Annotated in this window: 23 protein-coding genes; 18 read left to right on the top strand and 5 right to left on the bottom strand. The window is 72.3% G+C overall.

The features are described 5' to 3' along the window. Positions 1–156: 156 nt before the first annotated feature. Positions 157–2,043: a glycoside hydrolase family 15 protein gene (locus ETD96_RS05335; protein WP_138634932.1), complete on the bottom strand. Its 1,887-nt coding sequence runs from the start codon at positions 2,041–2,043 to the stop codon at positions 157–159. Between the two features lie 161 nt (positions 2,044–2,204). Between ETD96_RS05335 and ETD96_RS05330 the strand changes: the two genes are divergently transcribed. The 8 genes from ETD96_RS05330 (at position 2,205) to sigJ (ending at position 11,806) form a co-directional block, all read left to right on the top strand. Then, complete coding sequence (locus ETD96_RS05330; RefSeq protein ID WP_138634930.1) at positions 2,205–3,413, top strand: RNA-guided endonuclease InsQ/TnpB family protein; 1,209 nt, start codon at positions 2,205–2,207, stop codon at positions 3,411–3,413. Positions 3,414–3,770: 357 nt separating this feature from the next. After that, positions 3,771–6,479 carry a pyruvate, phosphate dikinase gene (gene ppdK / locus ETD96_RS05325; RefSeq protein ID WP_138634927.1) on the top strand — a complete coding sequence of 903 codons (2,709 nt, stop codon included), beginning with the start codon at positions 3,771–3,773 and terminating at the stop codon, positions 6,477–6,479. A 129-nt stretch (positions 6,480–6,608) separates the two neighbouring features. Next, positions 6,609–7,409 (top strand): YdcF family protein, encoded by an 801-nt coding sequence (locus ETD96_RS05320; protein ID WP_138634924.1) that lies wholly within the window; start codon positions 6,609–6,611, stop codon positions 7,407–7,409. A 32-nt stretch (positions 7,410–7,441) separates the two neighbouring features. After that, positions 7,442–8,734 (top strand): deoxyguanosinetriphosphate triphosphohydrolase, encoded by a 1,293-nt coding sequence (locus ETD96_RS05315; RefSeq protein WP_138634921.1) that lies wholly within the window; start codon positions 7,442–7,444, stop codon positions 8,732–8,734. Positions 8,735–8,854: 120 nt separating this feature from the next. Beyond that, positions 8,855–10,081: an NAD(P)/FAD-dependent oxidoreductase gene (locus tag ETD96_RS05310; RefSeq protein ID WP_138634918.1), complete on the top strand. Its 1,227-nt coding sequence runs from the start codon at positions 8,855–8,857 to the stop codon at positions 10,079–10,081. Continuing rightward, positions 9,979–10,377: a hypothetical protein gene (locus ETD96_RS46465; protein ID WP_240807257.1), complete on the top strand. Its 399-nt coding sequence runs from the start codon at positions 9,979–9,981 to the stop codon at positions 10,375–10,377. The genes ETD96_RS05310 and ETD96_RS46465 overlap by 103 nt, the downstream gene beginning before the upstream one ends. 147 nt (positions 10,378–10,524) lie before the next feature. Further along, positions 10,525–10,911: a GtrA family protein gene (locus tag ETD96_RS05300; RefSeq protein WP_240807255.1), complete on the top strand. Its 387-nt coding sequence runs from the start codon at positions 10,525–10,527 to the stop codon at positions 10,909–10,911. 1 nt (position 10,912) lies between these two features. Beyond that, entirely contained in the window at positions 10,913–11,806 is an 894-nt protein-coding gene (gene sigJ, locus ETD96_RS05295) for an RNA polymerase sigma factor SigJ (RefSeq protein ID WP_138634912.1), read from the top strand. Here the strand turns inward: sigJ and ETD96_RS05290 are convergent. Next, the gene (locus tag ETD96_RS05290; protein ID WP_138634909.1) at positions 11,787–12,656 is read right to left on the bottom strand and encodes an LLM class F420-dependent oxidoreductase; all 870 of its coding nucleotides are present in this window, start codon (positions 12,654–12,656) and stop codon (positions 11,787–11,789) included. The two genes, sigJ and ETD96_RS05290, sit on opposite strands and share 20 nt — an antisense overlap. 126 nt (positions 12,657–12,782) lie before the next feature. On the opposite strand from ETD96_RS05290, the gene ETD96_RS05285 reads away from it, so the two are divergent. After that, positions 12,783–13,166 (top strand): MerR family transcriptional regulator, encoded by a 384-nt coding sequence (locus ETD96_RS05285; RefSeq protein ID WP_138634906.1) that lies wholly within the window; start codon positions 12,783–12,785, stop codon positions 13,164–13,166. Here the strand turns inward: ETD96_RS05285 and ETD96_RS05280 are convergent. After that, positions 13,124–13,585, bottom strand: coding sequence for a hypothetical protein (locus ETD96_RS05280; RefSeq protein WP_205719114.1), 462 nt, complete (start codon positions 13,583–13,585; stop codon positions 13,124–13,126). The two genes, ETD96_RS05285 and ETD96_RS05280, sit on opposite strands and share 43 nt — an antisense overlap. After that, positions 13,576–14,175 (bottom strand): TIGR03086 family metal-binding protein, encoded by a 600-nt coding sequence (locus ETD96_RS05275; protein WP_205719113.1) that lies wholly within the window; start codon positions 14,173–14,175, stop codon positions 13,576–13,578. Before ETD96_RS05275 ends, ETD96_RS05280 begins: the two co-directional genes overlap by 10 nt. Positions 14,176–14,258: 83 nt before the next feature. Here ETD96_RS05275 and pdxR point away from each other — a divergent pair, with 83 nt between their 5' ends. Further along, a complete protein-coding gene (gene pdxR, locus ETD96_RS05270) occupies positions 14,259–15,671 on the top strand; it encodes a MocR-like pyridoxine biosynthesis transcription factor PdxR (RefSeq protein WP_138634903.1) in 1,413 nt (470 codons plus the stop codon). Positions 15,672–15,683: 12 nt separating this feature from the next. Here the strand turns inward: pdxR and ETD96_RS05265 are convergent, their stop codons facing one another. Further along, positions 15,684–16,958: an ABC transporter ATP-binding protein gene (locus tag ETD96_RS05265; protein WP_138634900.1), complete on the bottom strand. Its 1,275-nt coding sequence runs from the start codon at positions 16,956–16,958 to the stop codon at positions 15,684–15,686. Between the two features lie 253 nt (positions 16,959–17,211). On the opposite strand from ETD96_RS05265, the gene dnaG reads away from it, so the two are divergent. From dnaG to ETD96_RS05225, 8 genes are all read left to right on the top strand, one after another. Further along, a complete protein-coding gene (gene dnaG / locus ETD96_RS05260; RefSeq protein WP_138634897.1) occupies positions 17,212–19,143 on the top strand; it encodes a DNA primase in 1,932 nt (643 codons plus the stop codon). 71 nt (positions 19,144–19,214) lie between these two features. Continuing rightward, positions 19,215–20,360, top strand: a complete 1,146-nt coding sequence (gene rpoD / locus ETD96_RS05255) for an RNA polymerase sigma factor RpoD (protein WP_138634938.1) — start codon at positions 19,215–19,217, stop codon at positions 20,358–20,360. A 91-nt stretch (positions 20,361–20,451) separates the two neighbouring features. After that, positions 20,452–21,345 carry a tyrosine-type recombinase/integrase gene (locus ETD96_RS05250; RefSeq protein ID WP_138634894.1) on the top strand — a complete coding sequence of 298 codons (894 nt, stop codon included), beginning with the start codon at positions 20,452–20,454 and terminating at the stop codon, positions 21,343–21,345. Between the two features lie 246 nt (positions 21,346–21,591). Next, positions 21,592–21,876, top strand: coding sequence for a hypothetical protein (locus ETD96_RS05245; RefSeq protein WP_205719112.1), 285 nt, complete (start codon positions 21,592–21,594; stop codon positions 21,874–21,876). After that, positions 21,866–22,180 carry a hypothetical protein gene (locus ETD96_RS05240; RefSeq protein ID WP_138634891.1) on the top strand — a complete coding sequence of 105 codons (315 nt, stop codon included), beginning with the start codon at positions 21,866–21,868 and terminating at the stop codon, positions 22,178–22,180. Before ETD96_RS05245 ends, ETD96_RS05240 begins: the two co-directional genes overlap by 11 nt. 194 nt (positions 22,181–22,374) lie before the next feature. Further along, positions 22,375–23,484 carry an ArsR family transcriptional regulator gene (locus ETD96_RS05235; protein WP_138634889.1) on the top strand — a complete coding sequence of 370 codons (1,110 nt, stop codon included), beginning with the start codon at positions 22,375–22,377 and terminating at the stop codon, positions 23,482–23,484. Continuing rightward, the gene (locus tag ETD96_RS05230; RefSeq protein WP_138634887.1) at positions 23,481–23,828 is read left to right on the top strand and encodes a hypothetical protein; all 348 of its coding nucleotides are present in this window, start codon (positions 23,481–23,483) and stop codon (positions 23,826–23,828) included. The genes ETD96_RS05235 and ETD96_RS05230 overlap by 4 nt, the downstream gene beginning before the upstream one ends. Then, entirely contained in the window at positions 23,825–24,376 is a 552-nt protein-coding gene (locus ETD96_RS05225) for a hypothetical protein (protein WP_138634884.1), read from the top strand. Before ETD96_RS05230 ends, ETD96_RS05225 begins: the two co-directional genes overlap by 4 nt. Positions 24,377–24,416: the final 40 nt, after the last annotated feature.

The raw sequence follows: 24,416 nt of genomic DNA, 5'->3' as shown, positions 1-24,416 counted from the left end.
GGGCGGGGTCCTCCGGGAGGTCGTCAGCGGACGGTGGCGTGGTCACGGCGGAACGGTAGCCGGGGCCTCCGACAAAAGCGTCATTTCCGGCGTATGTCGATCAACTTGTGATCAAGCCTCCGGATGGCCGGGACGCCGCCCCGGCCATCCGTCCGGTCAGGCGAGCGGCGGCTGCGGCTCGTCGTTCTCCGCGCTGATCACCTGCATGACCGCGTTGATCAGCGCCAGATGGGTGAACGCCTGCGGGAAGTTGCCGAGGTGCCGGCCCGTGTGCGGGTCGATCTCCTCGGCGTACAGCTGCAGCGGGCTCGCGTACGACAGCAGCTTCTCGCACAGCGCGCGGGCCCGCTCCAGCTCGCCGATCATCACCAGCGTGCTGACCAGCCAGAACGAGCAGATCGTGAACGTGCCCTCATCGGACTCGAACCCGTCGTCGGTCTCCCCGGCCCGGTAGCGCAGGACGAGGTCGTCCTCCGACAGTTCGTCGGCGATGGCGAGCACGGTCTCGCGGACCCGCTTGTCGTCGGCGGGCAGGAACCCGAGCAGCGGGATCAGCAGCGCCGAGGCGTCCAGCGCCGTCGCGCCGTAGTGCGCGGTGAACACGCCGCGCTCGTCCAGCGCGTTCGCGAGCACGTCCGCGTGGATCTCGTCGGCGGCGGCCTGCCAGCGGCGCGCCCGGTCCTGGTCGCCGCGGATCCGGGCGAGCCGGGCGCCGCGCTCGGCCGCCACCCAGCAGAAGACCTTCGAGGAGGTGAAGTGCTGCGGCTCGCCGCGCACCTCCCACATCCCGCAGTCGGGGGTGCGCCAGTTGGCGAGCGCGTCCTCCACCTGCTTGATGATGATCTTCCAGAGCCGGTCGTCGAGCCGGTCCCGCTTGCGCACGAACAGGTAGATGGAGCCGATGATCGCGCCCCACACGTCGTGCTGCGCCTGCATGTACGCCTCGTTGCCGATGCGCACGGGACGGGCGTTGCCGTACCCGGTGAGGTGCTCCAGCGTGGACTCCGGCAGCTCCTCCCGCCCGTCCAGGCCGTACATGATCTGCAGCTTGCCCTCGGCCGCCTCGGCGACGTCGGTGATGAAGTAGAAGAAGTCGTTGGCCTCCCAGTCGTAGCCGAGCGTGTAGAACGCCCACAGCGCCATCGTGGAGTCGCGGATCCAGGTGTAGCGGTAGTCCCAGTTCCGGTCGCCGCCCGGCGTCTCCGGCAGCGACGTCGTCGCCGCCGCCGCGACCGCGCCCGACGGCGCGAACGTCAGGCCCTTCAGCGTCAGCGCGCTGCGCTGCAGGTGGCTGCGCCACGGGTGGTCGGGGAAGCGGCCCCGGTCCAGCCAGTGCTGCCAGTGGTGGACGGTCCAGACGAGCCGCTCCTGCGCCTCCTCCCACGACGACGGCGCCGCGTGCTCGCTCCACGACAGCGCCACGAAGCGGGACTCGCCCTGCTTCAGCAGCGTCCGGGACGTGGCGAGCGACCCCTCGAACCCGACGTTCATGTCGGTGGTGAGCCGCAGCCCGATCCCGTTGCCGCGCGCGACCGCCTCGTGGTACCCGGCGCCGGTGTGCTCCCAGCGGGCGGGCGTCTGCCCGTAGTCGAACACCGGCATGCAGTCGAGCCGTACCTGGACCTGCCCGTTCACGCACCGCACCATCCGCAGCAGGACGTGGTCGGCGTCGTAGTCGGTGGGGGCCCTGCGGTGCGTGTGGGACCGCTCCGTCTCGTGGTGCCACGGGCCCATCAGCAGGGCGTCCGTCACCACCAGCCAGCCCCCGTGCACCCACCAGGTGGTCTCCATCACCATGGTGCCGGGGATGTACCGCTGCGCGGCGGGCACCTCGACGCCCGCCGGGCCGACCCGGAAGTACCCGGCGTCGCGGTCCAGGATCGACCCGAACACGCTCGGCGAGTCCATCTTCGGCAGGCACATCCACTCGATGTTCCCGCTCGGCGCCACCAGTGCGGTCGTCTCGCAGTCCGACAGGAACCCGAAATCGGCGATGGGGGCGAACGGATCTCCCGCCCGGCCGCCGGCGACCTTCGGCCTCACCTGGACCTCCCGCCAAATCCTTGGACTTTGGCCTGGGGAGGAACCTGGCCTCCTTCAGGGCTGCCCCGATGGAACCGGGACGGCCCCGAGTGGACGGGGTTCATGAACCGCTCCTTCCGAAAACGCTTATCGATCATGGGCCCCTGCAATACGGTTCGAACATGCGTACGGCATACAAGGTGCGGGTCTACCCCACACCTGAACAAGCGGCGGTGCTGAACCGCACGTTCGGGTGCGTGCGCAAGGTTTGGAACGAGGTCCTGGAATGGCGCACCAAACGCTACTGGGCCGAGCAGACCACAACCTCCTACGCTCAGACCGACCGGTACCTGACAGAGCTGAAACGCGACCCCGAGTTCGTGTTCCTGTGCGAGGTCTCCTCGGTCCCGCTCCAGCAGACGCTGCGGCATCAGTACACGGCGTTCGTGAACTTCTTGGCCGGACGGGCCCGCCATCCGAGGTTCAAGTCTCGTGTAGGCCGCCAATCGGCGGCCTACACTCGGTCGGCGTTCCGGTACCAGGACGGCGAGTTGCGGCTCGCGAAGATGTCCGGGCCACTGCGGTTCGTATGGTCCTGGGACGACATCGACCCCGCCACGATTGATCCGACCACGGTAACGGTGTCTCGTGACCCGGACGGCATGTGGCACGCGTCGTTCGCCGTCGCCGCCCACGCCCCCGAACCGCTGAAGACGGCCGGTACCCGAGTCGGGCTCGACCTGGGCATCAACGACTTCGCCGTGACGAGTGACGGGGAACGCATCGCCAACCCTCGTCACCTGGAGCGCAAGCAGCGGAACCTGGCCCGGTACCAGCGGCGCGCGGCCCGCAAGCGCAGGGGCAGCGCCAACCGCAAGAAGGCCGCGCGAAAGGTCGCTGCAGGCCACGGCAAGGTCCAGCGCGCGCGAGAGGACTTCCTGCACAAGACCACCACCGAACTCGCACGTCGCTACGACGTGATCGTGGTCGAAGACCTCCATGTCGCAGGTATGGTCCGTAACCATCGACTCGCCAACCGCATCTCCGACTGCGGCTGGGGCACCTTCCGCGCTCTGCTCGAGTACAAGACAGCTCGGTGGGGACGTCGGCTCGTGGTCATCGACCGCTGGTTCCCCAGTTCCAAGATGTGCTCTCAATGCGGGCACCTGCTCGCCCGGTTGAGCCTTTCCACTCGGCACTGGACGTGCCCCGATTGCGGCACCCGGCATGACCGGGACGCCAACGCCGCCAAGAACATTCTGGCCGAAGGACTTTCGGTGTCGGCCTGTGGAGCTGATGTGAGACGGGCCGGGACATCCCGGACGCGGTCGGCGGCGAAGCAGGAAGCCCCCCGGAGCGATCCGGGTCGCGCAGGCGGCGGACGGCCGTAGGCCGCACGGGGGTCCCCCGGCTTCGGCTTGGGGACTAGTCAAAACCTCACCTCCTTGATCCATCATTCCCGCTTCCGAGCGATGGGCGCCCAAGGCCGCGCGACCCTCTCCCCGGCCGGGCGAGGAGTCGGGGTGTGGCGCTGGTCTCGCCATTGGAATAGACCATTATCTGCGGTCTGAGCTGCGAAAACTCCCTCCGGCGCACCGGGCGCCGAGGAACCGCGGCGGGCGCGGGTACAGTCCCCGCAAACAGGGCAGCGGACCCGCTTCTGCCTGGGGGAACGCGACGGCGCGCACCCCCGGCGCGGCGGGCCCGGACCTGCCACTGGGTGGAACCGGAGCGAGAAGGAGCTCCCCGTGCCGAAGTTCGTGTACGACTTCACTGAGGGCAACAAGGACCTCAAGGATCTGCTGGGCGGCAAGGGCGCCAACCTGGCCGAGATGACCAACCTCGGACTGCCCGTGCCCCCCGGGTTCACGATCACCACCGAGGCCTGCCGGCACTACCTCGAGCACGGGAACCTGCCCGAGGGACTGGCGGACGAGGTGAACGCGCACCTCGCCGGCCTCGAGTCCGCGATGGGCAAGAAGCTCGGCCAGAGCGACGACCCGCTGCTGGTCAGCGTGCGGTCGGGCGCCAAGTTCAGCATGCCGGGAATGATGGAGACCGTCCTCAACGTGGGGCTGAACGACGAGTCCGTGCACGGGCTCGCCGCCCAGGCGGGCGACGAGCGGTTCGCGTGGGACTCCTACCGGCGGCTGATCCAGATGTTCGGCAAGACCGTGCTGGACATCGACGGCGACCTGTTCGAGGAGGCCATCGAGGACGCCAAGCGCGAGCGCGGCAGCGACAACGACGCCGACCTCACCGCCGCCGACTTCGAGGCGCTCGTCGGCCGGTTCAAGGCGATCGTGCGCGAGCAGGCCGGGCGGGACTTCCCGACCGACCCGCGCGAGCAGATGGACCTCGCCGTCAAGGCGGTGTTCGACTCCTGGAACGCCGACCGCGCGATCCTGTACCGGCGGCAGGAGCGCATCCCCGTCGACCTCGGCACCGCCGTGAACATCTGCTCGATGGTCTTCGGCAACATGGGCCTGGACTCCGGTACGGGCGTGGCGTTCACCCGCGACCCCGCGTCCGGCCAGCAGGGCATCTACGGCGACTACCTGCAGAACGCGCAGGGCGAGGACGTCGTCGCCGGCATCCGCAACACGGTGCCGCTGACGGAGCTGGAGCGCATCGACAAGGCGTCCTACGACCGGCTCCTGCAGATCATGGAGACGCTGGAGAACCACTACCGCGACATGTGCGACATCGAGTTCACGATCGAGCGCGGGAAGCTGTGGATGCTGCAGACCCGGGTCGGCAAGCGGACCGCCGCCGCGGCGTTCCGCATCGCCTGCCAGCTGCTCGACCAGGGGCTCATCGACGTGGACGAGGCCGCCCGCCGCGTCACCGGCGACCAGCTCGCGCAGCTGATGTTCCCCCGGTTCGCGAGCCGGGTGGACGGCGTCCAGAAACTGACCAAGGGCATGAACGCCTCGCCGGGCGCGGCCGTCGGCAAGGCCGTGTTCAGCTCCGCCCGCGCCGTGGAGCTGGCCGACCGGGGCGAGGACGTGATCCTCGTGCGCCGCGAGACCAACCCCGACGACCTCGCCGGCATGGTCGCCGCGAAAGGCGTGCTGACCTCGCGCGGCGGCAAGACCTCGCACGCCGCCGTCGTCGCCCGCGGCATGGGCAAGACCTGCGTGTGCGGCGCCGAGGAGCTGGACGTCGACGTCAAGAACGGCCACTTCACCGCCCCCGGCGGCGTGACCGTGTCCGAGGGCGACGTCATCTCGATCGACGGGTCGTCCGGCGACGTCTACCTCGGCGAGGTGCCCGTGGAGGACTCGCCCGTCGTCCGGTACTTCGAGGGCGAGCTGGCGCCCGACGGCGACGACCTCGTCACGGCCGTCGACCGCGTGATGAGGCACGCCGACGCGCGCGCCGCGCTGAAGGTCCGCGCGAACTCCGACAACCCGGAGGACTCGGCGCGGGCCCGCCGGTTCGGCGCCGCCGGCATCGGGCTGTGCCGCACCGAGCACATGTTCCTCGGCGACCGGCGGCAGCTGATCGAGGAGCTCGTGCTCGCCGCGGACGACGCCGAGCGGCAGGCCGCGCTGGACGCCCTGGAGCCGCTGCAGCGCGGCGACTTCGAGGGCATCTTCGCGGCCATGGACGGGCTGCCCGTCACGATCCGCCTCATCGACCCGCCCCTGCACGAGTTCCTCCCCGACATCACCGAGCTGTCGGTCAGGGTCGCGCTCGCGGGCGAGGACGCGGACCCCAAGGACCGGAGACTGCTCGAGGCGGTCAACCGACTGCACGAGCAGAACCCTATGCTCGGACTGCGCGGCGTGCGGCTCGGTTTGGTGATTCCCGGCCTGTTCGCCATGCAGGTGCGCGCGATCGCCGAGGCCGCGGCGGCGCGCCGCCGCGCGGGCGGCGACCCGCGCCCGGAGATCATGATCCCGCTCGTCGGCGCGGTGCAGGAGCTGGAGGCCGTCCGCGACGAGGCCCGCGGCATCCTCGCGCAGGTGCGGGAGGCCACCGGCGTGGACGTCCCGGCGCTGGTCGGCACCATGATCGAGCTGCCGCGGGCGGCGCTGACCGCCGGGCAGATCGCCGAGGCCGCCGAGTTCTTCTCCTTCGGCACCAACGACCTCACCCAGACGACGTGGGGCTTCTCCCGCGACGACGTCGAGGCGGCGTTCTTCTCCCGCTACCTGGAGCTCGGCATCTTCGGGGCGTCGCCGTTCGAGACCCTCGACCGGGAGGGCGTCGGGCGGCTCGTCCGGATCGCCGCCGAGGAGGGCCGCCGGGCCCGTCCGGGCCTCAAGCTCGGCATCTGCGGCGAGCACGGCGGCGACCCCGACTCGGTGCACTTCTGCCACGAGGTCGGGCTGGACTACGTGTCCTGCTCGCCGTTCCGCGTCCCCGTCGCCCGGCTGGAGGCCGGCCGCGCGGCGATCGCGGCGGCGGACGCCGCGGGCGGCGCGAAGGGCGGCAGCGACAGCCGCTGACGCACCCGGCGGGCGGCCGGTTCCCTCCGGCGGGGAACCGGCCGCCGAAGGCCGTGTGGGGTCGGTAACACGCGGTACCCCCGAACTTCGGGCGCGCGCCGGACCATCTCACCTAGTGTGTCCGATGCGATGACGTTGGAAGTGGAATTGCCGGAGCCCCAGCCCGAAGAGCCCGCCGCCGAGACCCCGGACGGCCCGCGCCGGCGCCGCCGCCGCTCGCCCTGGTTCACGGTTCCGGTGAGCATCGTCCTCGGGCTGCTCGCGATCGCCGTGCTGACGCCGCTGACCGTCGGCACCCGGATCTGGTACCAGGCCCGGCAGGACGAGCGGCCCCGCTCCGACGCGATCATCGTGCTGGGCGCCGCGCAGTACAACGGGCGGCCGTCCCCGACGCTGAAGTGGCGGCTGCAGCACGCCCTGGAGCTCTACCGCGAGGGCGTCGCGCCCGCCATCGTCACCGTCGGCGGCAAGGCCCCCGGCGACAACTACACCGAGGCGGGCGCCGGGCGCGCCTGGCTGATCGAGCAGGGCGGGGTGCCCGCGACCAAGGTCTTCTCGGTGCCGGTCGGCCGGGACACGCTGGAGAGCCTCAAGGCCGTCGGCGCCGAGTTCGACCGGCACCACTGGTCGTCCGCCGTGATCGTCACCGACCCCTGGCACGGGCTGCGGTCCAAGAAGATGGCGGAGGACCAGGGCATCGAGGCCGCCGCGTCGCCGACGCGGAGCGGCCCCAGCGTGCAGACCCGCGACACGCAGTTCAACTACATCGTCCGGGAGACCGGCGGCTACCTGTCGTACGTGCTGCTGGGCAAGAGCGTCCAGGTGCCGGACGAGACCATCAAGCGCATCCGCATCGACCCGTCCGGGACGCCGGGCCCGTCGTCCTCCGGGACGCCGGGGGCGCCGTCCTCGGCGCCGCCGAGCCGCTGAACCGGCCGCGCCCGCTTACCCTGGATAGGGCCATGACGAGCAACGACACCGCGGGCTACCGCGACACGGCGGGCTACGGCGCCCGCGACCGGCGGCGCTGGGCGCCGGAGCCGGCCAAGCGCCGCGACCGGACGGCCTTCGAGCGCGACCGCGCCCGCGTCCTGCACAGCGCCGCGCTGCGGCGGCTGGCCGCCAAGACCCAGGTCGCCTCGCCCGGCGCCGACGCGGTGGCCGACACGGTGCAGAGCCTGCGCACCCGGCTCACGCACTCGCTGGAGTGCGCGCAGGTCGGCCGGGAGCTCGGCAAGTCCCTCGGCTGCGACCCCGACCTGGTCGAGGCGGCGTGCCTGTCGCACGACATCGGGCACCCGCCGTTCGGCCACAACGGCGAGAGCGCCCTCGACGTCGTCGCCCGCGACTGCGGCGGCTTCGAGGGCAACGCGCAGAGCCTGCGCGTGCTGACCCGGCTGGAGCCGAAGTCGTTCGCGCCGGACGGCCCGCCCCTGCACGGCCGCAGCGTCGGGCTGAACCTGACCCGCGCCGCGCTGGACGCCGCGATGAAGTACCCGTGGACGCAGGCCGAGGCGGTCAACGGCAAGTTCGGCGTCTACCCCGACGACCTGGACGTCGCCGCCTGGGTCCGGGAGGGCGCGCCGGAGGGCCGGACGTGCTTCGAGGCCCAGGTGATGGACTGGAGCGACGACGTCGCCTACTCCGTCCACGACCTGGAGGACGCGCTGGTCGCCGGGCACATCGACTTCGCCCGGCTCGCCGACCCGGCCGAGCGCCGCCTCGTCGCCGCCACCGCCGCCAAGCTGTACTGCCCGGACGCCGACCTCGCCGAGCTGGAGGAGCGCTTCACCGCGCTGCTCGCCGAGCCCTACTGGCCGGACCGCTACGACGGGACGCCGCGCAGCCTCGCCGCCCTGAAGAACCTCACCAGCACGCTGATCGGCCGGTTCTGCCTGGCCGCCGAGTCGGCGACCCGCGCCGCCTACGGGGACCGGCCGCTCACCCGGTACGCGGCGGAGCTGATCGTCCCGCGCGCGCAGCGGCTGGAGAACGCCCTGCTCAAGGGGATCACGGCGCACTACGTGTGGATCAGCCACGAGGAGGTCCGGGCCCGGCAGCGGACGCTGATCACCGAGCTGGCCGAGCTGATGCTGGCCGGCGCGCCCGAAACGCTCGACCCCGGATTCCGCGCCGCGTTCACCGAGGCCGCCGACGACGCGGCCCGGCTGCGCGCCGTCATCGACCAGATCGCCTCGCTGACCGACCTGTCCGCGATCGCCCGGCACCGCATGCTGGGCGGCCGTCCGCGCTGATCGGCGGGCCCGCCGGGGCCGCCGCCGCCCCGCGTCCGCGCGCCGACGCGCGCCTTCGGCCCTTGTTTCCCCCATGGCGCCGCTGTAGCTATAGCTACAGGTCAACTACAGGAGGTCGCCATGCCCGAGGAGACGTTCGTCATCGCCGGAGCGAGCCTGGCCGGCGCCAAGGCGGCGGAGACGCTCCGCGCGGAGGGCTTCGAGGGCAAAGTCCTGCTGATCGGGGACGAGATCGAGCGGCCCTACGAGCGGCCGCCGCTGTCCAAGGGCTTCCTGCTGGACAAGGAGCCGCGCGACAAGGCGCACGTCCACGAGGCGGACTGGTACGACAAGCACGACGTGGAGCTGCGGCTCGGCACCTCCGTCGCGTCCATCGACCGGGCCGCGCACCAGGTGCGGCTGTCCACCAAGGAGCCGGTGGGCTACGACCGGCTGCTGCTGGCGACGGGCTCGTCCGTGCGCCGGTTGGAGGTGCCGGGGTCCAAGCTGCAGGGCATCCACTACCTGCGCACGATGGCCGACTCGGCGGCGCTCAAGCAGGCGTTCGCGCACGGCGGCCGGCGCGTCGTGGTGGCGGGCGCGGGCTGGATCGGGCTGGAGACGGCCGCCGCCGCCCGCGCCCACGGCAACGAGGTGACGGTGATCGAGCCGGAGCCGGCGCCGCTGCACGCCGCGATGGGGCCCGAGCTCGGCGGGATGTTCGCCGACCTGCACCGCGAGCACGGCGTCGACCTGCGGCTGGACCAGGGCGTCGCCGGGTTCTGGGGCGCCGGGCAGGTGTCGGCCGTGGTCACCTCCGGCGGCGCCGAGGTGCCCGCGGACGTCGTGGTCGTCGGCATCGGCGTGCGGCCCAACACCCGGCTCGCGGAGGAGGCGGGCCTGGAGGTGTCCGACGGGATCCTCGTCGACCAGTCGCTGCGCACCTCCGATCCCGACATCTTCGCCGCCGGCGACGTCGCGAACGCCTACCATCCGCTGCTCGGGCGGCGGATCCGGGTGGAGCACTGGGCGAACGCGCTGAACGGCGGGCCGGCCGCCGCCCGCGCCATGCTCGGCCAGGACGTCGTCTACGACCGGATCCCGTACTTCTTCACCGACCAGTACGACCTCGGCATGGAGATGTCGGGCGTCGCGGCGCCGGGGGAGTACGACGAGGTCGTGTACCGGGGCGACCGCGCGGCCCGCGAGTTCATCGCGTTCTGGCTGTCGGGCGGGCGGGTGGTCGCCGGGATGAACGTCAACGTGTGGGACGTCACCGGGGACGTCCAAGCGCTGATCCGCTCGCGGCGCCCGGTGGACGCCGCCCGCCTCGCCGACCCCGCGGTGCCGCTGGCCGATCTCGCCTGATCCCGGCCGCGGACGGTCGGCCGGATGGCGACGAGGAGATCGCGGCGCTCGGCCGGGCGCGGCTCGCGGTCACCGCGGCGTTCACCCCGCGCGGGCTCGTCGCCGCCGCCTGGGTCGCCCGCATCCCGCAGATCAAGGAGCGGCTCGGGCTGAGCGAGGGCGCGATGGGCGTCGCGCTGCTCGGCGCCCCGGTCGGGGTGGTGGCGGCGGTCCGGTTCGCGGGGTGGGCCGTCGCCCGGTGGGGCAGCCGGGCCACGACCCTCGGCGCCGGTTTCGCCGCCGCGGCGGAGGGCTGACGGCGCGCCCCCTTGATCTTTTAGCGGGGTTCCGACTTTCGGATATGTCCTACTCAGGTAAGGTCTGGGCAAGTGAGCACCTTGCAGCGGTCGAGACCGGTCGATTCGGTCTCGTCCGCCCCGGCATACCGGACATTCCTCCGCGAATTGCTGAGTTTCGGCTTCGTGGGGTGCGTCGGCACGCTCATCATGATCTTCGGTGCCAACCTGATGCGCGCCTGGCTCGGCGGCAGCCCGGTCATCAGCGTGGTCGTCCCGACCGTGGTGTCGACGCTGACGTCCTACCTGCTCAACCGGCACTGGACGTTCCGCCACCGGGACAGCGACGGCTCCGGCCGCGAAGTCGCGATCTTCTTCGCGCTGAACGGCGTCGGCCTGCTCATCCAGGTGCTGTGCACCGGCTTCACCTACTACACCCTCGGCCTGCACGGCGGCATCGCCTACAACCTCGGCCTGCTCGCCGGCGTCGGGCTCGGCGCGGCGTTCCGCTACTGGTCGTACAAGAAATGGGTGTTCACGCCGGCGGCGGCCTGACATGGCCCGCCTCGACGACGAGTGGGCGGAGCACCGCCCCGCCGTGTTCGGCGCCGCCTACCGCATCACCGGCAGCGTCGCCGACGCCGAGGACATCGTCCAGGACGTGTGGCTGCGCGCGTCGGCGCGCGGGACGCTGGACGACGTCCGCGACCTGCGCGCCTGGCTGATCACGGCGGCCGCGCGCCGCGCCTACGACGTGCTCGGCTCCGCCCGCGCGCGCCGCGTCGACTACGTCGGGCCGTGGCTGCCCGAACCGCTGCCGACCGGGCCGGACGCCGCCGAGCCGGTGCTGCTGGACGAGACCGCCGGCACCGCGATGCTCGTCGTGATGGAGGAGCTGTCGCCGCCCGAGCGGGTCGCGTTCGTCCTGCACCAGGCGTTCGGGGTGCCCTACGACCAGATCGCCGGGGTGCTCGGGAAGTCGGCCGCCGCGTGCCGGCAGCTCGCCTCGCGGGCGCGCCGCAAGGTCGCCGCGGCGCTGCCGTCCCGCCCGGCGTCCCCGAAGGAGCGCGCGGCGGTGCTGGCGGCGTTCCGGGACGCCTACGAGCGCGGCGATGAGGCGGCGCTGCTGGCGCTGCTCGACCCGGACGCCGCCTACACCACCGACGGCGGCGGCCGCGTCTTCGCCGCCCGCAAGGTCATCGCGGGGGCGGGCCGGGTCGCGACCGCGCTGCTGCGCGTCGCCGCCCGCAACGCGCTGCGGCTGGAGTTCGCGGAGATCAACGGCCGGCGCGAACTGCTGGCGATCAGGGACGGCCGGCTGTTCGCCGTGGACATCGTGGAGGTCGCGGACGGCCGCGTCACCGCCGTCCGCCGCGTCCTCAACCCCGACAAGCTCGCCGCCGTCCGGCGCGCGGCGGCGGGACCGCGGCTCAGCGGCCCGCCGGAATGACCTTCTCGGTCCGGGCCGCGGCCTCGGCCAGCACGCCGGCGAGGTCCTGCCCGGTGGCCTGGGAGAAGATCACCTGGTCGACGCCGCGCTCGGCGGCGCGGCCGACGACGTCGACGACCTCGTCCACCGACGGCGAGCCGGGGAGCAGGGCCAGCGACGTCTTCTCGATCTCGGCGTAGTCGCGCCCCTCGCGCTCGCAGTGCTCCCGGAGCACCTCCAGCTTGCGGGGCAGCTCGTCGCCGTCGAAGAGGTTGCACGCGTCGGCGTACTTGGCGACGAACCGCAGCGTCTTCTTCTCCCCGCCGCCGCCGACCAGGACCGGCGGGTGCGGGCGGCGCAGCGCGGGCGGCGAGTTCAGCGGGCGCTCCAGCCGGTAGTGCTCGCCCTCGAACGCCGACTCGTCCCCTTGCCACATCTGGTGGGCGAGCCGCAGCGTCTCCTCCAGCCGCTCGAACCGCTCGGCGGTCGGCGGGAACCGGACGCCGAGGCCGCGCGACTCCTCCTCGTTCCAGGCCGCGCCGATGCCGAGCCACGCGCGCCCGCCGGACAGCACGTCCAGCGTCGTCACGGTCTTGACCAGGATCCCGGGGTGCCGGTAGGTGACGCCGGTGACCATCGTCCCGAGGGTGATCCGCTCGGTCAGCGCCGCCGCGTAGGCGAGCGCGGAGTAGCCCTCCAGCATGGGCTCCTCCGCCGGGCCCACCCCGGTGATCTGGAAGAAGTGGTCCATCACCCAGAACGAGCTCAGCCCGCCCTGGTCGGCCTCGCGGGCCATCCGGCCGAACGTCGGGGCGATCTGCTCCGGCCCGCCGGGGAAGGTGAAGCTGGGAACCTGTAGTCCGATGCGCATGGCAGTCCCTGGTGGTCGTGTGTCCGCTCTTTCCTCCACTGTGCGACCTGGAGCGCGCTCCAGGTCAAGCGGCCTCGCCGGGCGCGCATTGACCTGGAGCGCACTCCAGGTGGAATCCTGGAGGACGTGAGCTCCTACTCTCCGGCGGAGACCGCCGACAAGAGCGGCTTCAGCATCGACACCCTGCGCTACTACGAGAAGATCGGCCTGCTGCCGGGCATCGCCCGGAACGCCGCCGGCCGGCGGGTGTTCAGCGACGACGACCTCGCCTGGCTCCACATGCTGCGCTGCCTGCGCGGGACCGGGATGCCGATCGCGGAGATGCTGCGCTACTCCGAACTGGCCCGCGGCGGCACCGGGACGTTCCAGGAGCGCCTCGACCTGCTCGAAGAGCACGACCGCCGGGTGGAGGAGCAGATCGCCGCCCTGCGCGAGCAGCAGGCGCAGATCAAGATGAAGATCGGCCTCTACCGCGACGCGGTCTGCGAGCCCGCCCCCGCGTCCGCCTGAGCCAGCACGCCCTCGGCCCGCGCCCACACCTCCACCGAGTCGAACGCGTCCGCCCGCCAGGCATGGGCGCGGATCGTGCCGCGGTCCCGGAACCGGCGCATGATCGCGACGTGCGGCGGCCAGCCGACGAAGCGGCGCAGCGCGGCCTCGTCCGTCCAGACCGAGACCGATCCGCACCGCCGCTGCCGGGGCCGCGACCAGAGCCACAGGCCGACGGCGCCTTCCAGGTCCGGCCAGGACCGGCGGAGCGCCATGCCCGCCCGGAAGACGGACGGCAGGTCGCGCGCGTGCGCGCAGGTGAAGTCGGTGACGCTCACCAGGACCGGCCCCGCGGCGGCGGCCGGACCGGCCTGCCAGGGGCTTCTCAGTGACCCGCTCTTCAGTGCCCCGCTGTTCAGTGCCCTGCTCTTCAGTGCCATGAGGGGTCCCGTCCCAGCAGGGCGAGCAGCCGCCGGCGCGGGGCCGCGCCGGCGGGGGACGGCAGGGCCGCGGCGAACGCGTCGGCGGGGCCCCGGCCCTCGGCGGGGACGAGGGCGGCGACCTTGAGCGACGCGGCGACGAGGTCGTCCGCCGGCTCCCACGGGACGCCGATCGCGGCGGCGACGTCCCACGCGTGGACGACCAGGTCGACGAGGTGGAAGGCGATCGCGAGGGCGGCCGGGAAGCGCCCGCCCAGCTCGGGGAGGGCCAGTTCGGCGTCCAAGGCGACGTCGGCGAAGGCGCGGGCCACGAGGTCCGCACTGGCCGCCGCAGCGGCGTACGGATCGTCCCCGAGGTCGCCGCCGCGCCAGTCGGACAGGCGGTCGCCGCCGCCCCGGGCCGCCGCGGCGAAGCCCTCGTCCTGGCCGACCTGGTGGCGCAGCAGGCCGTGCAGGGTCCAGTCCGCGCACGGCGTGGGCAGGGCGAGCGCGTCCGGCTTCACCTGCGCGACGGCCGACAGGTAGAGGTCCGCCGCTCTGCGGTCCAGCGGGCGGAAGTCGGTGGTCGAGAGTTCGGTCATCAGATCCATGCGGCCACGCTAGGAAGGTCCAGAGGCTCAGGTAAAGGGCCAAAAACGCGGGAAATGACTGAGCCGATTTAAGGTGGGCCCTCGTGGACCTGCATGTGAGCCTGGTGGGCCGCCGCGACCTCGCCGGGCAGATCTACGCGCAACTGCGCGCCGCGATCCTGGACGGGCGGCTGCGCGCCGGCGAGGCGGTGCCCCCGACGCGGGAGCTGGCGCGGCGGCTCGCGATCTCCCGCAACACGGTCGCGGCCGCCTACGACCGGCTCGCCGCCGAGGGCTTCCTGGAGAGCAGGGTGGGCGCCGGGACGTTCGTCCGGGAGACCGGGTCCGCCGCGCGGGGCGCCCCGGCGGCGTCGCCGCTGCGGCCCCGGGCGCGCTGGGACGAGGTGGCCGTGTGGCCCCGGCCGATGCCCGGGATCCGGTGGGACTTCCGCGCCGGGCTGCCCGACGCGGCGCTGTTCCCCTACGAGGCGTGGCGGCGGATCATGGCGGGCCTGCTGTGCCCCTCGGCGCTCGGCGATCCCGGCGCGGCGGGCGACCCGGCGGGGCTGCCCGCGCTGCGCGAGGCCATCGCCCGGCACGTCGGGGTCTCGCGGTCGGTGCGGGCGGCCGGCCGCGACATCCTGGTCACCTCGGGGACGCAGCAGGCGCTCGACCTGATCGTCCGGGTGCTCCTGGAACCCGGCGACACGGTGGCCGTCGAGGACCCGGGGTACCCGCCCGTCCGGATGCTGCTGGCCGCCGCCGGGATGCGGGTCCGGGGCGTGCCGGTCGACGCGGAGGGACTGCGCGTGGACGCGCTGCCCGGTGACGCGCGGGCCGTGTACGTCACGCCGTCCCACCAGTTCCCGCTGGGCATGCCGATGTCGCTGCCGCGCCGCCGGGCCCTGCTGGACTGGGCGCGCCGCCGCGACGTGGTGATCGTCGAGGACGACTACGACACCGAGTACCGGTACGGGGGACGGCCGATCGAGCCGCTGCAGAGCCTGGACGAGGACGGCCGGGTGCTCTACACCGGCACCTTCTCCAAGATCATGCGGCCGGTGCTGCGGCTCGGGTTCCTGGTGGCGCCGCCGTCCCTGCACCGCGCGTTCCGGATGGCGCGGTACGTCTCGTCCTGGCACGCCGAGCTGCCGGCGCAGGCGGCGCTCGCCCGGTTCATCGACGAGGGCCTGCTCGCCCGGCACATCCGCAGGTCGCGCCGCGCGTACCGGGCCCGGCACGAGCGGATCGCCGGGCTGCTCCCGGAGCTGTTCGGCGACCGGCTCGCCGTCGTCCCGGCGGAGGCGGGGCTGCACCTGAGCGCCGTCCTGCCGACGGGGACCGACGACGCCGCGATCGCCGCGCGGGCGCTCGGCGCGGGCGTCGGGCTGTTCCCGCTGTCGGAGTTCGCGGTCACGGGGCCGGCGGTCCCCGGACTGGTCTTCGGGTACGGCGCGGTGGAGCTGCCCGCGATCGAGGCGGGCCTGCGCAGGCTGCGCGCCGCGGCCGGCGACTAGAACTGCGGGCGGCTAGCGGTGGACGGGGGTGACGCGGCGGCCGTCGGCGCCGAAGAACAGCACGCGGTCGAAGTCGACGGTCAGCGCCACGTGGTCGCCGCGGTCGGGACGGTCGCCGGGCGCGATGCGGAACACCAGGTCGGAGCGCCGGTGGTGGCCGGCGTGCTCCTCGGCGAGGCCCTCGTCGGGGGCCGGCTTGCCGAGCATCTCGCGCAGCCGGTCCCGCCAGCCGGCGGGCTCCGCCTCGTGGGACGGGGCGCGCGGCGGGCGCCCGACCTCGGACGCGTCGATCGTGGGGATGCCCGCCTCGGCGTAGGCGAGCCACTCGTGCCCGTGGAACTCCAGCGCCCGGACCTGCCCGGACAGCACCGACCCGTGCGGCGCGGGGGCGCCCGGCGCGATCGGCATCAGGGTGTCCGGCCGGATCCCGACGATCACCGCCTGGCCGTGGTGGCTGATCAGCGAGGACGCGCGCGGGTCGTCCCACGGGACGGTCAGCCGCTGCGGGCCGAAGTCCAGCAGCAGGCCCTCGCCCTCGATCGCCCACAGGGTGGCCTGGAGCAGGTTGATCGGCGGGGAGCTGAGGAACGCGGCCACGAACACCGTCGCCGGGTCCTCGTAGATCTGCTCGGGGGTGCCGACGTCCTCCAGGACGCCGTCGCGCAGCACCGCCATGCGGTCGGCCATCGTCATGGCCTCGACCTGGTCGTGGGTGACGTACACGGTGGTGGTGCCGGTGGAGCGGACCAGCGCGGCGATCTCGACCCGCAGCTCGGTGCGCAGCCCCGCGTCCAGGCTGGACAGCGGCTCGTCCATCAGGAACAGCGACGGCTCGCGGATGAGCGCCCGGCCGATCGCGGCGCGCTGCCGCTGGCCGCCGGACAGCGTGCGCGGCAGCCGGTCGATCATCGTGTTGAGGCCGAGGGCGCGGGCCAGCTCGACGACCTTCGCGCTCGCCTCGGCGCGGTCGTCGCCCGAGACCTCCAGGGGGAACATCATGTTCCCCTTGACGGTGCGGTGCGGGTAGAGCGCGCCCTCCTGGAACACCATGGCGACGTTGCGCTCGCGCGGCGGCAGGTCGTTGGCGACGGTGCCGTTCAGCCACAGGTCGCCGCCGGTGATCTCCTCCAGCCCGGCGATCATCCGCAGGATGGTCGACTTGCCGCAGCCGGACGGCCCGAGCAGGACGAACAGCTCGCCGTCGTTGATGCGCAGGCGGACGTTCCGGACGGCGGTGTGCCCGCCCGGATACACCTTGTCGACGCCGTCGAGCACAACATCCGTCATCGCGTCCGCCTGGGTGTGAGCAAAATCTCGGTTCGCCATCACATCGCGCGACAGTCCGGGTTGTCCAGACTAAATCCGTACTTGGCGGTGGTCGTTCCGGCCGAGTCCGGCCATGGACCATGGCATTTGCCCCAAGGTAGGACGTTCCCGGCTTTCCGGAGGGCGTCCCCGGACGGCCTCCCCGGGGCGGGTGCGCGGCCGTTTCGGACGGGGAAGCGCCGGATGTCGCGGGCCCGCCGTAGACTCCTTCGTCGTGGCAGGCCGGATTCGCAATGAGGACATCGCACTCGTCCGGGAGCGCGCGTCCATCGACGCCGTGATCGGCGAGTACCTGCAGCTGCGCAGCGCGGGCGGTGGCAACCTCAAGGGCCTCTGCCCGTTCCACGACGAGAAGTCCCCGTCGTTCAACGTGACCCCCTCCCGCGGCCTGTACTTCTGCTTCGGCTGCGAGGCGGGCGGCGACGTCATCAAGTTCGTCCAGGAGATCGAGCACCTGTCGTTCTCCGAGGCCGTCGAGCGGCTCGCGGCCCAGGCCGGCATCCAGCTCCGCTACGAGGAGGGCGGCGGGCGCGGCCCCCGGCAGGACGGCGGCCAGCGCGCCCGCCTGATCGAGGCCCACAAGGCCGCCGCCGAGTACTACACCGGGCAGTTGGAGTCCCCGGAGGGGGCGATCGGGCGCAAGTTCCTGTCCGAGCGGGGCTTCGAGGCCGCCGACGCCGCCCGGTTCGGCGTCGGGTTCGCGCCCCGCGAGTGGGAGGGGCTCGTCCGGCACCTGCGCGCCCGCGGGTTCGCCGACCGCGACATCGTCGCCGGCGGCCTCGCCAAGGAGGGCCGGCGCGGCCCGATGGACCGCTTCCGCGGCCGGCTGATGTGGCCCATCCGCGACCTGTCCGGCGACGTCATCGGGTTCGGCGCGCGCCGCCTCTACGAGGACGACGACGGCCCCAAGTACCTGAACACCCCCGAGTCGCCGCTCTTCCACAAGGGCTCGGTGCTGTACGGCGCCGACCTGGCGAAGAAGGAGATCGCGCGGCGCAGGCAGGCCGTCGTGGTCGAGGGCTACACCGACGTGATGGCCTGCCACCTCGCGGGCGTCCCGACCGCGATCGCGACGTGCGGGACGGCGTTCGGCGACGACCACATCAAGGTGCTGCGCCGGCTGCTGATGGACCAGGACGAGTTCCGCGGCGAGGTGATCTTCACCTTCGACGGCGACGCGGCCGGCCGGAAGGCGGCGCTGCGCGCGTTCGACGACGAGCAGAAGTTCGTCTCGCAGACCTTCGTGGCCGTCCAGCCGGACGGGCTCGACCCCTGCGACCTGCGGATCCGGCACGGCGACGCGGCGGTGCGCGACCTGGTCGCCTCCCGGCTGCCGCTGTTCGAGTTCGCGGTGCGCAGCGCGATCGAGCAGCACGACCTCGACACCGTCGAGGGGCGGCTCGCCGCGCTGGACGCGGCGGCCCCGGTCGTCGCCGCCATCAAGGACCGGTCGCGCCGGCACATGTACGCCGTCAACCTCGACCGCTGGCTCGGCATCATGGACGAGCAGTTCGTGCTGCGCCGCGTCCGCGAGCTGGCGAACCGCCGGCACGCGCGCGCGCAGGCGGGGCGCGCCCCGGCCGGAAACGGCCGGAACGGCCGGCCGGGCGGCGACGAGCGGAACGGGAACGGCGCCGAGGCGCGGCCGCCGCAGCGGCCCGTGTTCGACCCCTCCGACCCGGAGGTGCAGCGCGAGCGGGAGCTGCTGAAGCTCGCGGTGCAGCGCCCGGCGCTGCTCGGGCCGGCGTTCGACGAGGTCCCGGCCGAGGCGTTCATCGCGCCGCCGCACGCGGCGGTGCGCGCGGTGAGCGCGGTGGCGGGCGGGGTGGGCGCGGCCGGCGGGGTCGCCGAGTGGGTCGCCCTGCTGCTGGAGAGCGCGCCGAACGACCAGGTCAGGGATCTGCTCACCAAGCTCGGCGTGGAGCCGGTGCGGTCCGCCCACGATTCGGATGACCGCTATGCCGGGGAATTGCTGGCCCGGATACAGGAGCGCCAGCTCACCCGGATGATCGCGGACGCGAAGTCTAAACTCGGGCGGCTGAATCCGGCCGAGGCGCAGGAGGAATACCACAAGCTCTTCGGCGATCTTGTCGCGCTTGAGCAGCAGCGACGGGTGTTGCGCGAGCGAGGGCTTGGATCACAGTAAGTCAAGGGACCGCAAAATGGGTCCTGTGATCTAGCCCTCCTTTGACGCAGACTGTCTGCGTGGGCCCTTCGGTGCTGCCTAGCGAGGCGCCATCGGTTGATCAGGTGGCGGACCTCGTCGCACGCGGCAGAGAGCGCGGCGGTGTGACCGTCGAGGACGTCGCTGCCGCGCTCGATCGCTCGGACTTGCCGGACGACTCGCTGGAGCGGGTCGTCCGGATGCTCGCAGAGCAGGGGGTGGAGGTCCTCGAATCCCAGCAGGAGACCGAGGACGTCACGCGAGCGGATGAGGGAGACCTCGGCAAGCGGGCGCCGACGAGCGACCTGGTTCGGATCTACCTGAGAGAGATCGGTCGCGTACCGCTGCTCACGGCAGAAGAAGAAGTAGAACTGGCGAAATCGATCGAGGCGGGACTGTTCGCCGAGGAGAAGATGGCGCGTACCGCCGTCCTCGCCCGCGGCGAGCTGATCGACCTCGAAATGCTCTCCCGCGAGGGCGTGCGGGCGAAGCAACGGCTGATCGAGGCCAACCTGCGGCTGGTGGTCTCGATCGCGAAACGGTACGTCGGCCGGGGAATGCTCTTCCTCGACCTGATCCAGGAGGGAAATCTCGGACTCATCCGTGCGGTCGAGAAGTTCGACTACACCAAGGGGTTCAAGTTCTCGACCTACGCCACCTGGTGGATCCGGCAGGCGATCACCCGGGCGATCGCCGACCAGGCCCGGACGATCCGCATCCCGGTCCACATGGTGGAGACGATCAACAAGCTGGTCCGGGTGCAGCGGCAGATGCACCAGGACCTCGGCCGGGAGCCGACGCCCGAGGAGATCGGCCTGGAGATGGGGCTGTCGCCCGTCCGGGTGGTGGAGATCCAGCGGATCGCCCAGGAGCCGGTCTCGCTGCAGTCGCCGATCGGCGAGGAGGACTCCGACCTCGGCGACTTCATCGAGGACGCGGACGCCGTCGTGCCGATCGAGGCCGCGGCGTTCATCCTGCTCCAGGACCAGCTGGAGGACATCCTCGGCACCCTGTCGGACCGGGAGCAGCGCATCATCCAGCTGCGGTTCGGCCTGGCGGACGGCCATCCGCGCACCCTGGAGGAGGTGGGCCGCGAGTTCGGCGTGACCCGGGAGCGGATCCGCCAGATCGAGTCCAAGACGCTGGCGAAGCTGCGCCACCCGTCCCGCGCGCAGATGCTCCGCGAGTATCTGGAGTGAGCAAGTAAGCGAAACCGGCCGGTGGCCTGCGGAAACGTCGGGTCACCGGCTTTCGCTTGCCAAGCGCAGCGCTCTTAGTCAAGATATCCGCATGACGAGAGATGACGTCCTGGCCCTGCTGGACAGCTGGCTGCTGCACCTGCGCGCCGAGCGCAAGAGCGACCGGACGGTCCGAACCTATTCAGACGGCGTGCGCGCCTTCGTGCGGTGGTCCGACCGCGCGGACGTCCCGCCGGAACTGGACCGGCCCACCGTCAACGCCTTCACCGCCTCGCTGATCGAGGACGGCGCCGAGGCCGCGACGGTGAAGTCCCGGCAGGCCGCCGTCCGGCGGTTCTCGGCGTGGCTGGCCGACGAGGACGAGATCGACGCCGACCACCTCGCCGGACTCAAGCCGCCCAAGCTCGACGTCAAGGTCATCCCCGAACTGACCGAAGACCAGTTGAAAGCGCTGCTCAAGGCGTGCCAGGGCAAGGACATGCGCGACCGGCGCGACGAGGCGCTCGTCCGGCTCATGGTGGAGACCGCCGCCCGCGCCGGCGAGGTGGTCGACATGGAGTTGCCGGACCTCGACCTGCGCGCCGGAACCGCCGTCGTCCGGCGCGGCAAGGGCGGCAAGGGGCGCCGGGTGCCGTTCGGCGTGCAGACCGGCCGAGCCCTCGATAGGTACCTACGCGCCCGCCGCACTCACCGCCTCGCGGGGACGCCGCGGCTGTGGCTGGGGGATCGCGGCAAGGGTCTCGGCTACGACGGTCTGTATCGGGCGCTGAAGGGCCGCGCCGAGGCCGCGGGCATCGAGGGGTTTCATCCCCACATCTTGCGGCACACCGCCGCCGGTCGCTGGCTGGAAGCGGGCGGGTCTGAAGGCGGGCTCATGGCGGTGGCCGGATGGTCGTCGCGAGAGATGATCGACCGCTACACCCGCGCGACGACGGAGAAGCGGGCGGCCGAGGAGGCGCGTCGGCTCAACCTCGGCGACTTGTAGCGCACCGCGTCAACGCTGCGCTATCGTGATCGTTACAACCGAATGCTGAGCAGCTAGTCCCGAGACGGACCCCCGGCGCACCGCCGGAGGCGAGACGCCGCAAGTGGTCCAGGTAGGGGCGAACGGTGAACGGCCGCGGGGCGCACAGTCCGGGCCAATGGCGCACCGCCGAGCCGAGCGAAGATCGACCCATAGGACGGGTCTCTTCCCTTGGCTCGGCGTTCACGTTTCTACGGGAGTAGGACCGTGGCGCTCACGCCCGAACAGCGCAGGCTGCGCGCTCAGATCGCAGCCAACACCCGCCTTGCCACCGAGGACCCGGTCGAGATGACCGCCCCCGCCCGCAAGGCATTCCTCGACCGATTCGAGAAGCAGGTCGACCCCGACGGCGTCCTTGCGCCGGACGAGCGCGCGCGCCGCGCCGAGGCCGCCCGCAAGGCGTACTTCGCCAAGCTCGCCCTGGCGTCCTCCAAGGCCCGCGCCGCCCGCGCCGCCACACGCAAGAGCGGTGGTGCCTCGGATGCAGCCTGACAACGAGGAAGGCCGCCCCGGCGCAGGGGCGACCTCCGAAGACGAGCAGCAAGGCGGCGGCTACGTCCCTGCCAGGGTAACCGACCTCCCTGAACCATGGGCGACCGTTCGGACGGGTTGGGCCCGCGCCGGCGATGCGATGCCGCGGCCCGGTTCGCTGGCGTTCCGCGCGCTGGCCGAGGATGACCCGGTGCGCCTCGCTGCGGCCGAGGTCGAGCGCCTCGGCGTCGCCAACGACCTACGGCGCCATGGGCCCACCTGCGCACGACTTCTGACCGAGAGTCTCTCGGGAGGTGGCGCGTGACGGTGCTCGACGCGTCCGGGTTCTGTACGCGGTGCCAGCGGCACGAGACAGAGGGGTGCGAGCATGTCGTCCCCCGGACGGATGCCCCGTCTCCCGAGGCCCGGTCTGACATATCTGGCCAACTTCTGACCGAGACTCGCGCACTGTTCCACCGGTGGCTCGGTGCCGACTACGACACCGGCGCCCTCGATGCGGTGCTGTCCACAGCGGCCGCCGAACGGCTGCAGGGTGACCCGTGCTGGCTGCTGGTGGTGTCCGGGTCCGGCGCGGCCAAGACGGAGACGGTGATGCCGCTCGCGGGCGCCGGGGCGGTCATCGTGTCGACCATCAGCGGCGAGGCCGCCCTCCTGTCCGGCACCTCGGAGAAGGAGCGGAGCAAGGACGCGACCGGCGGCCTCCTGCGCAAGATCGGATCGGACGGGCTGCTGGTCATCAAGGACTTCACGTCCATCATCTCGATGCACCGCGACACCCGAGCGTCCGTCATGGCCGCGCTCCGCGAGGTGTGCGACGGCCGATGGGACCGCGACATCGGCGCCGACGGCGGGAAGACCCTGACGTGGAAGGGACGTCTCGTCGTCATCGGCGCCGTCACCACGGCTTGGGACTCGGCGCACTCGGTGGTCAGCGCGATGGGCGACCGGTTCGTCCTGGTGCGGGTCGACTCCGCCAAGAGCCACAGTCGCCGCGCCGCTGGCCTCCAGGCCCTCCGCAACACCAACCACGAGACCGACATGCGCGAGCAGCTGTCCCACTGCGTCGGCAGGCTGCTCGACGGCGTCCAGCGCGATGCCGAGGTGACGCTCACCGATGACGAGATGCTCGCGCTGCTCGACCTCGCCGACATCGTGACGCTCGCCCGCACGGCCGTCGAGCGCGACTACGCGGGCAACGTCGTCCAGGCGCACGCCCCGGAGATGCCCACCCGGTTCACCAAGCAACTCGGCCAGATCGTCCGCGGCGGCATCGCCCTGGGAATGCCCCGCGAGGAGGCCCTCGCAGTCGCCGTCCGCTGCGCTGGCGACTCCATGCCGCCGCTGCGGTTGCGGGTGCTGCTCGACGTGGCCGCGCACCCTGACAGCCCCACCAGGGACGTCGTGAAGCGGCTGCAGCTGCCCCGCAAGACCGTTGACCGGGTGCTGCAGGAGTTGCACCTCCTGGGCCTGCTCACGGTCGATGAAGTCGAGTACGGCAACGACCGGGTCAGGTGGATCTACAGCCTGGCCGAGGAGATCAGCCGCCCCGCCGTCGAGAAGTTGGCCAGGAATGTCACACCCCCCGCTAGGGAGGACGAGAACTCATGAAGACCGAGCCCGTACCGGGGGCGGAGGATCTCTATCCGCACGTCTCGCGGATCGACGCCCCCGGTGACCCGCTGCACGGCGAGACCGTGATGCACCCGCGCGTCCTGGGGCTGCTCATCGCGCCCTCGGTGGAGGAGTTCACCGAGTGGTGGGACGACAACCGCGAGGCCGTCAGCGGCAGCCTCGCGGCCGGACAGCCGCCGCCGTACCCCGACCGGTGGCAGGCATGGGCGCGCGGTCGGAGCAACGAACTCCAGGCCCGCTACGACTCGACCGACGTCCTGGACATCCTGCGCGGGCTGAACGCCGACTACGGCGTCTTCCCGACCGGAGCCACCGAATGACCGCCACCGAACACACGGAGGAGACCATGACCGAGCAGCAGACCGAGCAGATCGAGCAGCAGACCGAGCAGGCCCCGCCCGCCGAGGGTACTCAGGAGGCGAGTACCCCCGACGTCGAGCCGACCGGAGACGCCCTGGAGGGCGAGCAGGACGGCGGGAAGGCCAGTCGCGAGGCCGCCAAGTACCGGACGCAGCTTCGCGAGGCTCAGGCGCGGCTGGAGGAGACCGGCGGCCGCCTCGCCGCGTTCCAGCGGGCCGAGGTCGTCCGCCTCGCCGGCGAGAGCCTCGCGGACGGTACCGACCTGTTCCTGCACCGGGGCGACGACCTCAGTCCCTACCTCAGCGAGGACGGCACGGTGGACGCCGAGAAGGTGAAGACCGCCGTCCGGGAGCTGGTGCAAGAGCGGTCGTACCTGACCGGTACGCGTTTCCAGGGCCGCGGCGGAGGAGGCCCGCAGGGGAGCGGCGGCATCCACTTCGGCGGGAAGCCCGTACGCGAGCCGGCACCGCCCCGCATCGGTGCGATCTTCGACCGCCCGGCGTCGTAGGCGGCCGGTATCCTGAGGACGTGGCAGCGGGCCCCCGGCC

It is taken from the genome of Actinomadura geliboluensis (assembly GCF_005889745.1).
Taxonomy (GTDB): domain Bacteria; phylum Actinomycetota; class Actinomycetes; order Streptosporangiales; family Streptosporangiaceae; genus Spirillospora; species Spirillospora geliboluensis.
Note: the sequence above shows the minus strand (reverse complement) of the source record. Positions and strands in the feature narration are given on the sequence as shown.

Coding starts and splice junctions, on each gene's coding strand:
- ETD96_RS05315 (WP_138634921.1), top strand. CDS start 7,442: ATGACGAGCAACGACACCGCGGGCTACCGCGACACGGCGGGCTACGGC.
- ETD96_RS05320 (WP_138634924.1), top strand. CDS start 6,609: ATGACGTTGGAAGTGGAATTGCCGGAGCCCCAGCCCGAAGAGCCCGCC.
- sigJ (WP_138634912.1), top strand. CDS start 10,913: ATGGCCCGCCTCGACGACGAGTGGGCGGAGCACCGCCCCGCCGTGTTC.
- ETD96_RS05250 (WP_138634894.1), top strand. CDS start 20,452: ATGACGAGAGATGACGTCCTGGCCCTGCTGGACAGCTGGCTGCTGCAC.
- ETD96_RS05280 (WP_205719114.1), bottom strand. CDS start 13,585: ATGGCACTGAAGAGCAGGGCACTGAACAGCGGGGCACTGAAGAGCGGG.
- ETD96_RS05330 (WP_138634930.1), top strand. CDS start 2,205: ATGCGTACGGCATACAAGGTGCGGGTCTACCCCACACCTGAACAAGCG.
- ETD96_RS05310 (WP_138634918.1), top strand. CDS start 8,855: ATGCCCGAGGAGACGTTCGTCATCGCCGGAGCGAGCCTGGCCGGCGCC.
- ETD96_RS05225 (WP_138634884.1), top strand. CDS start 23,825: ATGACCGCCACCGAACACACGGAGGAGACCATGACCGAGCAGCAGACC.
- ETD96_RS05240 (WP_138634891.1), top strand. CDS start 21,866: ATGCAGCCTGACAACGAGGAAGGCCGCCCCGGCGCAGGGGCGACCTCC.
- ETD96_RS05275 (WP_205719113.1), bottom strand. CDS start 14,175: ATGGATCTGATGACCGAACTCTCGACCACCGACTTCCGCCCGCTGGAC.
- ETD96_RS05230 (WP_138634887.1), top strand. CDS start 23,481: ATGAAGACCGAGCCCGTACCGGGGGCGGAGGATCTCTATCCGCACGTC.
- ETD96_RS05265 (WP_138634900.1), bottom strand. CDS start 16,958: ATGACGGATGTTGTGCTCGACGGCGTCGACAAGGTGTATCCGGGCGGG.
- ETD96_RS05290 (WP_138634909.1), bottom strand. CDS start 12,656: ATGCGCATCGGACTACAGGTTCCCAGCTTCACCTTCCCCGGCGGGCCG.